The 15,280-nt window shown below is 60.4% G+C and carries 12 protein-coding genes; 6 read left to right on the plus strand and 6 right to left on the minus strand.

The annotated features are described in order from the left end of the window. Window position 1: 1 nt before the first annotated feature. From IMW75_RS02470 to IMW75_RS02495, 6 genes are read left to right on the plus strand one after another with little or no spacing between them, the layout of a single operon-like run. Window positions 2–1,444, plus strand: a complete 1,443-nt coding sequence (locus tag IMW75_RS02470) for a mannose-1-phosphate guanylyltransferase/mannose-6-phosphate isomerase (protein WP_205891772.1) — start codon at window positions 2–4, stop codon at window positions 1,442–1,444. After that, the gene (locus IMW75_RS02475) at window positions 1,445–2,242 is read left to right on the plus strand and encodes an ABC transporter permease (RefSeq protein WP_045060863.1); all 798 of its coding nucleotides are present in this window, start codon (window positions 1,445–1,447) and stop codon (window positions 2,240–2,242) included. After that, a complete protein-coding gene (locus IMW75_RS02480) occupies window positions 2,242–3,507 on the plus strand; it encodes an ABC transporter ATP-binding protein (RefSeq protein ID WP_205891773.1) in 1,266 nt (421 codons plus the stop codon). Before IMW75_RS02475 ends, IMW75_RS02480 begins: the two co-directional genes overlap by 1 nt. Continuing rightward, complete coding sequence (locus tag IMW75_RS02485; RefSeq protein ID WP_205891774.1) at window positions 3,504–4,880, plus strand: glycosyltransferase family 4 protein; 1,377 nt, start codon at window positions 3,504–3,506, stop codon at window positions 4,878–4,880. Before IMW75_RS02480 ends, IMW75_RS02485 begins: the two co-directional genes overlap by 4 nt. Next, window positions 4,864–5,994: a glycosyltransferase family 4 protein gene (locus IMW75_RS02490; RefSeq protein ID WP_205891775.1), complete on the plus strand. Its 1,131-nt coding sequence runs from the start codon at window positions 4,864–4,866 to the stop codon at window positions 5,992–5,994. Before IMW75_RS02485 ends, IMW75_RS02490 begins: the two co-directional genes overlap by 17 nt. Before the next feature lies 1 nt (window position 5,995). After that, on the plus strand, window positions 5,996–7,126 hold the full coding sequence (locus IMW75_RS02495) for a glycosyltransferase family 4 protein (protein WP_205891777.1): 1,131 nt from the start codon (window positions 5,996–5,998) through the stop codon (window positions 7,124–7,126). Between the two features lie 164 nt (window positions 7,127–7,290). Here the strand turns inward: IMW75_RS02495 and IMW75_RS02500 are convergent, their stop codons facing one another. The 6 genes from IMW75_RS02500 to glmU all read right to left on the minus strand — a co-directional run bounded on the left by IMW75_RS02500 (window position 7,291) and on the right by glmU (window position 15,266). Next, on the minus strand, window positions 7,291–9,321 hold the full coding sequence (locus IMW75_RS02500; protein ID WP_205891778.1) for a 2Fe-2S iron-sulfur cluster-binding protein: 2,031 nt from the start codon (window positions 9,319–9,321) through the stop codon (window positions 7,291–7,293). Window positions 9,322–9,339: 18 nt separating this feature from the next. Further along, complete coding sequence (locus IMW75_RS02505; RefSeq protein ID WP_205891779.1) at window positions 9,340–9,966, minus strand: glutathione S-transferase family protein; 627 nt, start codon at window positions 9,964–9,966, stop codon at window positions 9,340–9,342. A 123-nt stretch (window positions 9,967–10,089) separates the two neighbouring features. Continuing rightward, a complete protein-coding gene (locus IMW75_RS02510; RefSeq protein WP_205891780.1) occupies window positions 10,090–10,992 on the minus strand; it encodes a LysR family transcriptional regulator in 903 nt (300 codons plus the stop codon). A 101-nt stretch (window positions 10,993–11,093) separates the two neighbouring features. Further along, window positions 11,094–12,926, minus strand: coding sequence for a glutamine--fructose-6-phosphate transaminase (isomerizing) (glmS, locus tag IMW75_RS02515; protein WP_205891781.1), 1,833 nt, complete (start codon window positions 12,924–12,926; stop codon window positions 11,094–11,096). A 1-nt stretch (window position 12,927) separates the two neighbouring features. Next, window positions 12,928–13,704, minus strand: coding sequence for a DeoR/GlpR family DNA-binding transcription regulator (locus IMW75_RS02520; protein ID WP_122840923.1), 777 nt, complete (start codon window positions 13,702–13,704; stop codon window positions 12,928–12,930). Between the two features lie 194 nt (window positions 13,705–13,898). After that, a complete protein-coding gene (gene glmU, locus IMW75_RS02525; protein WP_205891783.1) occupies window positions 13,899–15,266 on the minus strand; it encodes a bifunctional UDP-N-acetylglucosamine diphosphorylase/glucosamine-1-phosphate N-acetyltransferase GlmU in 1,368 nt (455 codons plus the stop codon). Window positions 15,267–15,280: the final 14 nt, after the last annotated feature.

Raw genomic sequence — 15,280 nt, forward strand, 5'->3', positions numbered from 1 at the left:
CATGCTGATTCCCGTGATTCTTTCCGGTGGTGCTGGTACGCGGTTGTGGCCGGTATCGCGAGAAGGCCAGCCGAAACCCTTCATGATGTTGCCGGACGGCCAGTCGTTACTGGGCAAGACCTATCGGCGTGCTGCCGCGTTGCTGGAAGGCTGGGGCGACATCGTGACGGTGACCAATCGCGACTACTACTTCCAGAGTAAGGATCACTATCAGGACGCACAACTGGGCAGGCATCGCGGGCACTTTCTGCTGGAGCCGACGGGGCGCAATACCGCTCCGGCAATCGCGGCGGCCGCCCTCTCGCTGCAGGCACTGCATGGTGACGAAGCGATCATGCTGGTCATGCCCGCCGATCACCTGATCGTCAACGAAGAGGCCCTGAAGCAGGCTGTCGAACATGCGGTGACCCTGGCCCGGTCCGGCCAGCTGGTGACCTTCGGGGTGGTGCCGACCGCTCCGGAAACCGGGTTTGGCTACATCGAGACCGGCGCAGCGCTGGACGAAAATGGCGCCGCCCGTGTGCAGCGTTTCGTTGAAAAACCCGACCTGCAGACCGCAACTCATTACCTTGAAAGTGGCAACTTCCTGTGGAATTCCGGGATGTTCTGCTTCTCGGTAGCCACTGTCCTGGCGGAACTGGAAACCCACGCCCCGACACTGCTGGAGCAGGCCAGGACCTGCATGGCAGCCAGTGCGGCAGTGGAAACCGCCGGCGGCCTGCAGCAGGAGCTATCGCCTGCGCTGTTTGGCGAGATCATGGACATTTCCATCGACTACGCGTTGATGGAGCGCTCCGACAAGGTGGTGGTGGTGCCCGCCCGTTTCGACTGGAGCGACATCGGCTCCTGGGGTGCAATCGCCGCCCTGGTGCCCGCGGATGCGCAGCACAACCGTGCGGCAGGCGAAGCCATCTTCATCGACAGTCACCATAACTTCGTGCAGAGCGAAGATCGCCTGGTGGCCACCGTTGGCGTGGAAAACCTGATCATCATCGACACCGCCGACGCGGTCCTGGTGGCTCATGCCGACCGTGCCCAGGATGTGCGCCAGGTGGCCAGGCAACTCAAGGACAAGAAGCACGAAGCCTATCGCCTGCACCGCACGGTCAGCCGGCCATGGGGCACGTACACGGTGCTCGAGGAAGGTCCACGCTTCAAGATCAAACGCATCGTGGTCAAGCCTGGTGCCAAGTTGTCCCTGCAGATGCACCACCACCGCAATGAACACTGGGTGGTGGTCGAAGGCATGGCCAAGGTCACCAATAATGGCACCGGCACTCACCTGGTGGCCAAGAACGAATCGACTTTCATTGCCGCCGGCCACAAGCATCGCCTGGAAAATCCCGGGGTGATCGACCTGGTGATTATCGAAGTGCAGAGCGGCGAATACCTGGGAGAGGACGATATCGTCCGCTTCGAAGATCAATACGGCCGGACGGTTTGAATGCTGCGTAATCTTTACCAATCGTTGTGGAGTTACCGGGGTTTTATCCTCGGCAGCGTCAAAAGAGAGTTTCAGGCGCGTTATCGCAATTCGCTGTTTGGTGCCTTGTGGACCGTGCTCAACCCGCTGTCGATGATCGTGGTCTACACGGTCATCTTCTCCACCATCATGCGCGCCCGCCTGCCGGGGGTGGATGATGGCCTGGCCTACAGCGTATACCTGTGCGCCGGCCTGCTGACCTGGGGCCTGTTCGCCGAGATCACCACCCGCAGCCAGAGCATGTTTCTGGAAAACGCCAACCTGCTGAAGAAAATCAGCTTCCCGCGCATCTGCCTGCCGGTGATCGTGCTGCTCAATGCCGGGATCAATTTCGCGATCATCCTGGGGTTGTTCCTCGGCTTCCTGCTGATCAGCGGACGGCTTCCGGGCATGGCGTTGCTGGCCCTGATACCGCTGCTGATGCTGCAGGTGATGTTCGCCGCCGGACTGGGGATGATCCTCGGGGTGCTCAATGTGTTCTTCCGCGACGTCGGGCAATTTTTCGGCATCTGCCTGCAATTCTGGTTCTGGCTGACACCGATCGTGTACCCGCTGTCGATCCTGCCGCCGGGCATCCAGCGCGTTATCGAGCTGAACCCGATGACGGCGTTGATGAACAGTTACCAGAACCTGTTCCTCTATAACCAATGGCCGAACTGGAGCTCGCTGCTCCCGCTGCTGGTGATCGGGCTGTTGTTCTGCGTGATGGGGCTGCGGCTTTTCCGCCAGCGTGTTGGTGAAATGGTGGATGAGCTCTGATGGGACATATACACGTCAGTGGCCTGGGCAAGGCCTACAAGCAATACCCGAATCGCTGGAGCCGGCTGTTCGAATGGCTGGTGCCGTTCTCCCCTACCCGCCATCACTTGCACTGGGTGCTGCAGGGTGTCGACTTCGAGATCCAGCCCGGCGAAGCCGTTGGCATTGTCGGGGTCAACGGCGCTGGCAAAAGTACCCTGTTGAAGATGATCACCGGCACCACCCAGGCCACCTGTGGCGAGATCAAGCTGCAAGGTCGAGTCGCCGCGCTGCTGGAGCTGGGCATGGGTTTCCACCCGGACTTCACCGGGCGCCAGAACACCTTCATGGCGGGCCAGCTGCTCGGCATGCAGGTCGAGGAAATTGAGGCGCTGATGCCGGAAATCGAAAGTTTTGCCGAAATTGGCGAGGCCATCGACCAGCCGGTCCGCACCTATTCAAGCGGCATGCAGATGCGCCTGGCGTTCAGCGTTGCTACGGCGCGCCGTCCGGATATCCTGATCGTCGATGAAGCATTGTCCGTGGGTGACGCCTACTTCCAGCACAAGAGCTTCGACCGCATCCGTAACTTCCGCAAAGCCGGCACCACGCTGCTGATCGTGTCCCACGACCGATCGGCGATCCAGTCGATCTGCGATACCGCCATCCTCCTGGAAAACGGGCGCATGGCCATGCGCGGCAAGCCTGAAGAGGTGATGGACTACTACAACGCGATGCTCGCCCAGCGCGAAGGCCAGACGGTCCGCCAGGAGATGCTTGCCAACGGCCAGGTGCAGACTATTTCCGGCACGGGCGAGGCCGGCATTCTCAGCGTGCGCCTGCTCGATCCAAAGGGCCGCTCGGTGGAAGTGGCCGAGGTCGGGCAGGCGATGGTGCTGGAAGTGCAAGTCGAAGTTCGCCAGGACATCGAGCGGCTGATCCTTGGGTTCATGATCAAGGATCGCCTCGGCCAACCCATGTACGGCATCAATACCCACCGCATCGACAAGGCCCTCACCGACCTGAGCGCCGGCGAGCGGGTCACTTACCGATTCGCTTTCGACATGCGCCTGGGCAAGGGTAATTACTCGGTGGCCCTGAGCCTCTCGCGCCTGGACTCGCACCTGGACCGCAACTTCGAGTGGCGCGACTATGGGCTGGTCTTTCACGTGATCAACAACCGTCGGGAAGACTTCGTCGGCTGTTCGTGGCTCGAGGCCCAAACCAGCATTACCCGCTCCAGCGAGAGCACTATCGAAGCGGCCGCCCCAGAGGAATTGCGATGACCCGACTGCTGGTGGAGTGCACCTACGTTTTTGAACATCCTCACGCCAACTCAGGCATTCAGCGGGTGGTGCGCAACGTCATCCAGCAGCTACCGGCGGCAAATTCCACCCGTGAATGCATTCCCGTGGTGATGGTCAATGGCGCGTTGTTCGAGGTGAAGAGCCTGGCGCCGCTGGAGACGCCAAAACTCGACCTGATGAGCCTGCGGGTGAAGCTCGAACAGATGGCCAACCTGTTCTGGCTGCGCCACCGCACCCTGGAACGACGTCGCCCTTTCAGTGAGTCGAAGTTCGCCCGCCGCGTACTTTACGTGGGGTGCCGCCTCGCCGCGTTCGCCTGCCTGAGCCTGCCAATGCGCGTGCTCGACCGGGTGCTCAAAGGTCAGAAGGTGCCTGAGCGTTGTGTGCCGTTGCAGCATCGGGCCGGAGACCAACTGGTGTTGCTGGACTCGTCCTGGCACGCCAATTTCTTTCCCCTGGCCGAGCAGCTAAAGCGTGACGGTGTCGGCATTGTGTCGGTGATCTATGACCTGATTCCCCTGACTCATCCGCAGTTCTGCGACGCGGGCCTGGTGAAAGTGTTCAATGAGTGGTTCGACTGGATCGCCCGCACCGCCGATGGCTACGTGGCGATTTCTACGACTATTCGCGATCAGGTCCGCCAGGAGATGGTGCGCCGGGTTGGCACTGAACAGGTGGCACAACGCTGGTTCGACTATTTCCACCTGGGCTCGGAACTGGACTTGAGCGACGCCCGCTCATCCGTCGATCAAGGCCTGCTGGACATGTTCAAAAAGCCGCAGCCGGTGTTTCTGATGGTCAGCACCATCGAACCGCGCAAGAACCACGCCTACCTGCTGGATGCGTTCGAGCGCGCCTGGGCGGCTGGGTCGCTGGCCCGGTTGTGCATCGTCGGCAAGATTGGCTGGAAGTGCGATGCCCTGGTCGAGCGTATCCGCCGCCATCCCGAATTGAACAAACGGTTGTTCATGTTCAACGACCTGTCGGACAGAAGCCTGGAGCATGCTTACTCCCACGCCACTTCGCTGGTCTTCCCGTCTTACGTCGAAGGGTTTGGCTTGCCGCTGGTGGAAGCCATGCAGCGCGGGCTGCCGGCTATGGCCAGCGACATACCGGTGTTTCGCGAAATTGGCGGTGATTACATGGCCTATTTCGACCTTGCCAAGCCGCAGAGCCTGGCCGACCTGGTGATCGGCATGGAAACCACTGGCGTGTTCCCGGCAGCGCTGAACCTTGACGGCTGGCGCTGGCTGTCCTGGCGTGAAGCGAGCGCGCAACTGGTGGAGCGCATAGAGCGCAACCTGCACAACGTGGCAAAAGTGCCTGAGAGCCAACATGCGAATTGCCCTTAACGCACGCATTCTCCAGGCGCCGAGAACCGGTATCGGGCATTACGTCGCCGAACTGGTCAACGCCCTCGCCCAGGAGCCGGACGTGGATTTGGCATTGTTCCACGGCTGGGGCTGGAGTTCGGCACTTCCCGAAGCCGCGATGCCCGGTTACTCGCGACTGACGCCATTGTTGCGACAAATCCCCGGGGCCTATCAGGCAAGGCGCTGGCTGGAGCAGAAGAGGTTCGACCAGCGGCATTCCAAGAGTATCGATCTGTATCACGAGCCGAGCTTGTGGCCGTTGTCGTTCGATGGCCCGACGGTTATCACCCTGCACGACCTGACACATCTGCACTATCCCGAAACCCAGCCGGCTGCACGCTTGCGGGAGATCGAGCGGCGCCTGGCCGATGGCGTACAGCAGGCACGCCTGATTCTGACGGACTCACAATGCATTGCCGACGAGGCACAGGACTATTTCGCACTGCCAGCCGAGCGTTTTGTCGTTGCGCCACTCGGTGTGGCCGCGCGATTCCATCCCAGGTCGGACGAGTCCATCGATAAAGTGCTCAAAACTCACGGGGTCGACGCCCGGGAGTATTTCCTGTGCGTCGGCACCCTCGAACCGCGCAAGAATCTGACCCTGGCACTGCGCGCCCATGCGCGACTGCCCGAAGCCATGCGCCAGCGTTTTCCGCTGCTGATCGCCGGCATGGCAGGCTGGCAGCGCGAACAGTTCAACGACGAGTTGCGCTCAGCCCTTGCCGCCGGTCATGTGTGTCTGCTGGGGTATCTGCCTGATGAGGACCTGGCCCAACTGCTGGCCGGCGCCCGGGCGCTGGTCTTCCCTTCCCTGTACGAAGGGTTTGGCCTGCCGGTACTGGAAGCCATGGCCAGTGGTACCCCGGTGATACTCACCAGTGCATCGGCCATGCCCGAAGTTGCCGCCGACGCCGGCAATTACATTCAGCCGGACGATCCCGACTCCTTGCGTGATGCGATGGCCCGGCTGATCGAAGACCCGACGCATTGGCAGGCCTGCCGTGCGGCGGGGTTGCATCGAGCCAAGCTTTTTTCGTGGGAGCGTTGCGCGAAGGTCACGGCCCGCGCCTACCGCCAGGCTATGGGAGATTGATATGCGAGTTCTGCACTTTTATAAAACCTACTTGCCCGACTCCATGGGTGGCATCGAACAAGTCATCTTCCAGATGAGCGAAAGCGGCGCCCGTCACGGTGTCGAGAGCACGGTGCTGACGCTGAGCAACAATCCGGCGCCAGGCGTGTTGCAGATCCGCGAACATCAGGTTCATCAGGCCAGGATGGATTTTCAGCTGGCCTCTACGGGCTTTTCCTACAGCGTCTTCAAGCAGTTTCGCGAGCTGGCAGCCGAAGCGGACGTGGTCAATTATCACTTCCCCTGGCCCTTCATGGATCTGGTGCATTTCTGCACGGCCACCAAGAAACCCTGCGTGGTCAGCTATCACTCGGACATCATTCGCCAGCGCCATCTGCTCAGGCTGTATCGGCCCTTGATGCGTCGATTCCTGGACAGTGCCGACCGCATCGTTGCGGCTTCGCCTAACTATTTTCACACCAGCGATGTGCTGAAGGACTACCGCGAGAAGACCAGGGTCATTACCTACGGGCTCGACAAGTCAGGTTATCCACAACATGACGCAGCGCGTACCGAACGCTGGCGCCAGCAGCTGGGCGACAAGTTTTTCCTGTTTGTTGGAGTAATGCGTTATTACAAGGGCCTGCATATCCTGCTGGACGCCATGCAGGGGCTCAATTATCCGGTGGTGATCGTGGGCGCCGGCCCTCTGGAAAAAGAGCTGCATGCCCAGGCGCAGGCCTTGGGTCTGCGCAACCTGCACTTCCTCGGCTTCCTCGGCGACGAGGACAAGGTCACCCTGCTGGAGCTCAGTTACGCGGTGGTCTTCCCGTCTCACCTGCGCTCTGAAGCGTTCGGTATTTCGCTGCTTGAAGGCGCGATGTACGGCAAGCCGATGATCTCCAGCGAGATCGGCACAGGCACCAGCTACATCAATATTCACAATGAGACCGGGCTGGTCGTGCCGCCCAGTAATCCACAGGCGTTTCGTGAGGCGATGCGCACCCTTTGGGAAAACCCGGCGCTGGCGGCGCAAATGGGGGCAAACGCGCAGGCGCGGTATCGGCAGTTGTTTACCGCTGACGAGATGGGGCGCAAGTGGGCGGCTCTGTATGAAGAGCTGTTGGCCGAGAAATCGTTGGCTTACGCATGACCTGGCTGATTGTCGTGTTGTTCATGGCCCTGTGGCCGCTGTGACCCTTGTGATCCCTGTGATCCCTGTGATCCCTGTAGGAGCTGTCGAGTGCAACGAGGCTGCGATCTTTTGACGTTGGTTGCAGGATCAAAAGATCGCAGCCTCGTTCCACGAGACAGCTCCTACAGGTCAAGCACCAAAGGCTGTGATCCCGGCGCCGGCACCGCGCAACAGATCAACACTTGCCCCTCACCGGGAATCTCCGCCGGGGGCTGTGGATAATTCACCTGGCCGCTCACCAGGCGCGTCTTGCAGGTGCCGCATGACCCCCCCCGGCAACTGAATTCAGGACGCAAGCCGCGACTTTCCGCCAACTCCAGCAAACTGCCACCGTCGGGTTGCCAGCGGGCCTCCTTGGCCGATCGCTGGAACACCACCGGCACCGAGGTAGTCGCCGCCGGCGGTTGGTCGATCACCACGGCATCAGGGTCTAGCTGGCGCCGCAGAGTCGAGGGGCCAAAGGTTTCCGCGTGAATCTGCGCATCGCGAATGTCCAGTTCCCGCAGGCTGTCATACAGACCCTGAGTGAAACCTCCGGGGCCGCACAGGACAAAATCCGGCTGGTCGTAGTCTTCCACTCCAAGGATGTTGTTGAGCAACGCCGTGCTGATCCGTCCGCTCAGATCAAAGTCCTCTCCCTGCAGTAATCCTTCTTCCGGCTGGCTGAGCAAGCGCAGCACCCTTACCGCGCCTCCCGCCGTTTCCAGGAGTTGATCCAGCTCGACGCGAAATGGCTGGTCGTCAAGAGTGCGCGAACTCTGGAACAACCACGTAGGACGAATGCGCCGGGTGCGCACGCCTTGATACACCACCTCGCGCAACATCGAGAGCAATGGCGTAATGCCAACGCCCGCCGCGAGCAACACCAAGGGCCGTCGCTCGTGGGGCGCCACGGTGAAATGCCCCTGGGGTGCACGAGCTTCCAGGACATCACCGACCTTGAGCTGATCGTGCAGGAACGAAGACACCAGCCCCTCGCGCTTTACGCTGATACGGAAAAAATCGTCGGAGGGTGCGCTCGACAGGCTGTAGGTGCGGATGTGATTTTCACCGCCGATATCAAATCGCAACGGTAAATGCTGACCGGCCTGGAACACCGGTAACCCTGCATCATCCGCTGGTTCGAGATAAATCGAGCGAATGTTGCGGCTTTGCGCTTCGATGCGCACCACTCGCAATGGCCGCCAGCGATCGCCCAACGCCTGGGCCTGCAACCGCGCGGCCGCCTGCTCCCAGGTGCCGGTCATCAGGCTGTTGGGCGAGACTCCGTCGAAGCGCCAGCGCAGAGCCAGAGCTGCCGGGCGACGCACCACGCGCTCTACGTCGAAGGTCCACAACCGTTCGGCACCTTGAAAGGCTTCCACCTGTGGGCCATCGAGGATGATTTCAGTGCGACCCGCCAGTTGCAGCAGGTCGCCGGAAGTGAAATCGATGAACAACAGGCCCGCCCGAGGATTGACCAGTAGGTTGCCCAAGGTGTTGAAGTGCAGATTGCCGGCAAAATCAGGAATGGTCAGTCGATTGCCATGTACCTGGACGAATCCGGCCTGACCACCGCGATGCGATACGTCGACCGCGCGTTGGCCGTCGATGTCTACATAACTGGCGACGAAGAAGGTGTCGGCACGGGTAATCATGTCCCGGGCCGCGAAATCCAGCGCGCCCAGGCGTTCAGCAATGCGCGACGAAGGTTCTGCCAGCGGCACTGTATGAAACTGACGCAACTGAATGTACTGCGGGCAATTGCCGAAGGACTGGTCAACCGTGACGTCAAAGCCTTTGGCTGTCAGGTTGCCGATATGGCCATTGAGACGATTCCTGCGCCGGGTGTGCAGCTCGATGCCCAGAAGTCCGATCGCGGCGCCTTGGGTCAATTGCGCCGGGTCATCGGCACCCGGCAGGCTGTCGAATTGCAACACACCGGGCTGCGGGGAGTGGGCAAATCCAGGCGCGCCTTCAAGCACGCTGGCCCACGGATCACCGTTTGCATCCACCGCACCGTACAGCATGAATGGCAGTTGCTGATAAAACTGGCGGTGCTGATCCGGCATCTCGCGGCGAATCACCCTGCGTCCGAATGCCTCCATGCGCTCGGCTACTCCGACATGCTCTTGCAACTGTCTTTCGCCGACGTGCCACGGTGAACGTTCCATAACGGCATCTCCCCTGCATCAGGCAGTGGTTTGCAAACCGGCGACGGTGCGCGGCATCGGCACAAACCCTGGCAAGGCTTCTACACGCGCCAGCCAGGCGCGCGCATTGGCGTAAGCCTCGAGTGATACATTGCCTTCAGGCGCATGGGCGATGTAACTGTAGGCAGCGACATCGGCGATCGTAGGTTCGGTTCCGGCCAGCCATGGGGTATCCGCCAGTTCATGGTCCATAACCTTGAGCAGGTCGTGGGCGCGAGTGATGGCTTCTTCGGCATTGTAGGGCGCACCGAACACTGTGATTAGCCGAGCACGAGCCGGACCAAAAGCAATCTGCCCCGCAGCAACCGACAGCCAGCGTTGCACCCTGGCGGCGGCCACAGGATCCGTCGGCAACCAGCGACCGTTGCCATACTTGTGCGCCAGATAAACCAGAATCGCATTGGAATCGGCGAGGATGACTCCCTGATCATCCAGTACCGGCACTTGCCCGAAAGGATTGAGGGCCAGGTACTCGGGCTGCTTGTGCGCGCCCTTGGCCAGGTCGACGAAGATCAGCTCAGTGGGTAGCTGCAGCAGGGACAGCATCAGCTCGGCGCGATGTGCATGGCCGGAGCGCGGGAAGTTATAGAGTTTGATCGGTTGCATGGTGAACTCCGCAGTTGGGGCGCAGATGAGGAGCTCAGCGCCGAGGAAAGCCATCCTCTACCAATCCACAGATCTATAGAATCACCAGCATTCGCAATCATTTATTTCACTAAGAGCAATAATTCAGCGACGCAGGGACGGATGTTCGCGCAGTTCATTGACTGCAAAATCCACGAAGCCGCGAATGCGCGCCGGTGCCTTACGGCCGCCCTGGTAGACGACATGAATGGGCAGCGGTGGCAGTTCGAACTCCGCGAGCACAACTTCCAGCTCACCTGCCTCGACGTGATTCGCCACTTGGTAGGAAAGCACCCGAGTGAAACCCAGCCCCAGGCAAGCCGCACTGATTGCCGCCTGATTAGCCGTCACCGTCAGCCGCGGTTCCAGGCGCACCATCAGCGAATTGCCGGCGTCGAGGAATGGCCAGTTGCGTTGCAGCCCTGTCGCGGAAGTTGCAATGACCGGCACTTGGGCAAGATCCTGCGGGTGTTCTGGTCGGCCATTAGCCTGGAGAAAGGACGGCGACGCACAGATGACCCGGCGAACCTCACCCACCCGAATAGCATGCTGATTACTGTCGGCCAGCTCGCCAATGCGCACGGCGACATCAACGCCTTCCTCGACCATGCTGACGACTCGATCAACCAATAAAGCGTTGATGCTGACTTCAGGAAACCGGGTCAGGTAACTCACCATGATCGGTGTGACAAAAAGATCGCCAAACAGGACGGGGGCGGTCACCGTTAACTGCCCACGGGGCTGGGCATGACTGCCCGCCGCCGAATCCTCGGCTTCCTGCACCTCGCCAAGAATTCTCCGACAATCCTCCAGATAACGCTGCCCCGCTTCACTGAGGTGGACGCTGCGGGTGGTGCGCGTGAGCAGCTGCGTGCCGATGCGCTTCTCCAACGCGGCGACTGCGCGAGTGACGCTGGCTGCAGACATACCCAAATGCCGCGCTGCCGCCGAAAAGCCCTGGGCTTGGGCGACGGCGGCGAATACCTGCATTTCCTGGAAACGGTCCATGGGCGGTCGCTCTTTGTTAAAAGCAAAAGATCGCAGCCTTCGGCAGCTCCTACAAGAGCTCGATGGATGCGATCTTAAGTTCTCACCAGGTTGTGGATAACTTATTCCACAGTGACCGATTTCGCCAGATTCCGCGGCTGATCGACGTCGGTGCCTTTCAGTACGGCAACGTAGTACGAAAGCAGCTGCAGCGGAATGGTGTAGAGGATTGGCGAAAGGATGTCGTGGATGTGCGGCATGTGTACGACGTGGGTGCCTTCACCGTTGGTCATGCCGGCCTTCTCGTCGGCGAAGACGATCAGCTCACCACCGCGGGCGCGCACTTCCTGGAGATTGGATTTGAGCTTTTCCAGCAGCTCGTTGTTCGGCGCCACGGTAACCACTGGCATGTCGTTATCCACAAGCGCCAGAGGACCATGCTTGAGCTCACCGGCCGGATAGGCTTCGGCGTGGATGTAGGAGATTTCCTTGAGCTTGAGCGCACCTTCCATGGCGACAGGGAATTGTGCACCGCGGCCCAGGAACAAGGTGTGATTCTTCTCGGCGAACAGCTCGGCGACTTTCTCGACGGTGCTGTCCATCGCCAGGGCTTCGCCCAGGCGGGCTGGCAGACGACGCAACTCTTCGACCAGAGTGGCTTCGACGCCATCGGCCAACGTGCCGCGAACCTGGCCCAGGGACAGGGTCAGCAACAACAGGCCGACCAGTTGAGTGGTGAACGCTTTGGTGGAAGCCACGCCAATCTCACGGCCGGCCTGGGTCAGCAGGGTCAGGTCGGACTCACGCACCAGCGAGCTGATGCCCACGTTGCAGATCGCCAGGCTGGCCAGGAAGCCCAGCTCCTTGGCATTACGCAGCGCCGCCAGGGTGTCGGCGGTCTCGCCGGACTGGGAGATGGTCACAAACAGGGTGTCGGGCTGTACCACCACCTTGCGATAGCGGAACTCACTGGCCACTTCGACCTGGCAAGGGATGCCGGCCAGTTCTTCCAGCCAGTAACGGGCAACCATCCCCGCGTGGTAGCTGGTGCCGCAGGCGACGATCTGCACGTTGCGCACTTTGGCGAACAACTCGGCAGCCTGTGGACCGAAAGCCTGTACCAGCACCTGATTCTGGCTCAGTCGACCTTCGAGGGTGCGTTGCACGACCGCTGGCTGCTCGTGGATTTCCTTAAGCATGAAGTGGCGGAACTCGCCTTTGTCGGCGGCTTCGGCACCATCGCGGTATTGCACGGATTCGCGCTCGACGCTCTGGCCGTTGACGTCCCAGATCTGCACGCTGTCGCGACGAATCTCGGCGATATCGCCTTCTTCAAGGTACATGAAGCGGTCCGTGACCTGACGCAGGGCCAACTGGTCCGAAGCCAGGAAGTTCTCACCCATGCCGAGGCCGATCACCAGCGGACTGCCACTGCGCGCGGCAACCAGGCGATCCGGTTGATCAGCGCTGATGACGGCCAGGCCGTAGGCACCGTGCAATTCCTTAACGGTAGCCTTGAGCGCCACGGTCAGGTCAGCCAGGTCCTTGAGCTTGTGGTTCAGCAAGTGGGCAATGACTTCGGTATCGGTGTCCGAAGTGAACACGTAACCCAGGGCCTTGAGTTGATGACGAAGGGCTTCGTGGTTTTCGATGATGCCGTTGTGCACCACCGCCAGGTCGCCGGAGAAATGCGGGTGAGCATTGCGTTCGCACGGCGCGCCATGGGTCGCCCAGCGGGTGTGGGCGATGCCCAGACGCCCCAACAGTGGTTCTTCGGTCAGGGCCAGTTCCAGCTCGCTGACTTTGCCTGGACGGCGCATGCGCTCAAGCTTTTGGTCGTTGGTGTACACCGCTACACCGGCGCTGTCGTAGCCGCGGTATTCAAGACGCTTGAGGCCTTCGAGCAGGATCGGGGTGATGTTACGTTCTGCGACTGCGCCGACAATTCCACACATGCTATTTCTCCTGACTGACAGCTGCGCAGATCAGGGTGATCCCGCGCGCCTGAATCTGATCGCGTGCCTCAAGCGGCAGGCGATCATCGGTAATTAGGGTATGGACGCTGCTCCAGGGCAGCTCCAGGTTGGGTATCTTGCGACCTATCTTGTCGGACTCGACCATCACCACCACTTCCCGGGCGACTTCAGCCATGACGCGGCTCAGGCCCAGCAGTTCGTTGAAGGTGGTCGTACCACGAACCAGGTCGATGCCATCGGCACCAATGAACAGTTGGTCAAAGTCGTAAGAGCGCAGTACCTGCTCGGCGACCTGGCCCTGGAAGGATTCGGAATGCGGATCCCAGGTTCCACCGGTCATCAACAGCACCGGTTCGTGTTCCAGTTCGTTTAAAGCACTGGCGACATGCAACGAGTTGGTCATCACGACCAGACCCGGTTGTTGTCCGAGTTCCGGGATCATTGCCGCAGTGGTGCTGCCACTGTCGATGATGATTCGCGCATGCTCGCGAATCCGCGAGACGGCGGCGCGGGCGACGGCCTGCTTGTATTTGGAAACCGGCAGGCCAATGTCGGCCACCAGTTCCTGAGGCATGGTGATTGCTCCACCGTAACGGCGCAGCAGGAGACCATTGCTTTCAAGCGCGGCAAGATCCTTGCGAATCGTAACTTCCGAGGTTTCGAAACGCTTGGCCAATTCGTCCACACTCACTTCACCCTGCACGTTGAGCAAGGCGAGTATGTTGTGACGGCGTTGGGGGGTATTGCGCTTCGACATGACTTGGTAAGTTTCGATTCGAAAGATAACGAAAGCAATCAAAACCTATTACTGAAACTTCGTCAAGCGGTGGCGAGAAAAAGTTCTGTGGATAACCGCGTAGGAGCTGCCGCAGGCTGCGATCTTTTGCCGTTGATTTTTCAAGATCAAAAGATCGCAGCTTTCGGCAGCTCCTACGAGGTATTGTGGATAACTTACGGTTTCTTTATTTTTTCCGGGCGCTTCCACCCGTCGATGTTCTTCTGGCGTGCACGACCTACGGCCAACTGCGCGTTATCCACATTCTGCGTAATGGTCGAACCGGCAGCCGTCGTTGCGCCGTTAGAGATATCCACAGGCGCCACCAACGAATTGTTGGAACCAATGAACACGTCCTCGCCCAATACGGTTTTCCACTTGTTGGCGCCGTCATAGTTACAAGTGATGGTGCCAGCGCCAATGTTGGTACGCGCACCGACCTCGGCATCGCCCAGGTAGGTCAGATGACCGGCCTTCGCGCCTTCACCCAGGTGAGCGTTCTTGAGTTCGACAAAGTTACCCACATGCGCCCGCGCTTCGAGCACGCTACCTGGACGCAGGCGAGCGAACGGGCCGGCATCGCTGCCCTCACCCATGATCGCGCCGTCGATATGACTATTGGCTTTGATCACCACCCCCTTACGCAGGGTGCTGTCCTTGATCACGCAGTTCGGACCGATCACCACGTCGTCTTCGATAACGACTTTGCCTTCCAGAATCACGTTGATGTCGATCAGTACGTCGCGGCCAACCGTGACGTCGCCGCGTACATCAAAACGCGCCGGGTCGCGCAGTGTTACGCCTTGAGCCATCAGGCGCAGCCCCGCGCGCAACTGATAGTGGCGCTCCAGCTCGGAGAGCTGCTTGCGATCGTTGGCGCCCTGCACTTCCATGGCGTCGTGCGCCTGCTCGGTTGCCACCACCAGGCCATCGCCGACTGCCATGGCGATCACGTCGGTGAGGTAGTACTCGCCTTGTGCGTTGTTGTTGGAGAGTCGGCTCATCCAGCCACTCAGCTGGGCAAACGGCATGGCCAGGATGCCGGTGTTGCCTTCGGTGATGGCGCGCTGGGTTTCGTCGGCGTCTTTCTGCTCGACGATGGCGGTCACCTGCCCTTGGGCATCACGCACGATACGCCCATAACCGGTCGGGTCGTCCAGCTCCACGGTCAGCAGACCCAACTGCTGCGCGGCTACTTTCTTGAGCAGGCGCTGCAGGGTTTCAACTTCGATCAACGGCACGTCGCCGTACAGGATCAGCACGGTGTCGGATTCGATGAACGGCACCGCCTGGGCAACGGCATGTCCAGTACCCAGCTGTTTGTCCTGCAGGACAAAATTCAGGTCATCCGCCGCCAGCCGCTCACGTACAGCGTCTGCGCCGTGACCAATGACCACGTGGATGCGCTGTGGATCAAGTTGGCGCGCGGTGTGGATAACATGGCCAAGCATCGAGTTGCCGGCGATCGGGTGCAGCACCTTGGGCAACGACGAACGCATGCGCGTGCCTTGGCCTGCAGCGAGGATAACGATTTCTAGAGACATGACTGGCTACCAAT

This window comes from Pseudomonas gregormendelii (assembly GCF_017114825.1).
GTDB lineage: Bacteria > Pseudomonadota > Gammaproteobacteria > Pseudomonadales > Pseudomonadaceae > Aquipseudomonas > Aquipseudomonas gregormendelii.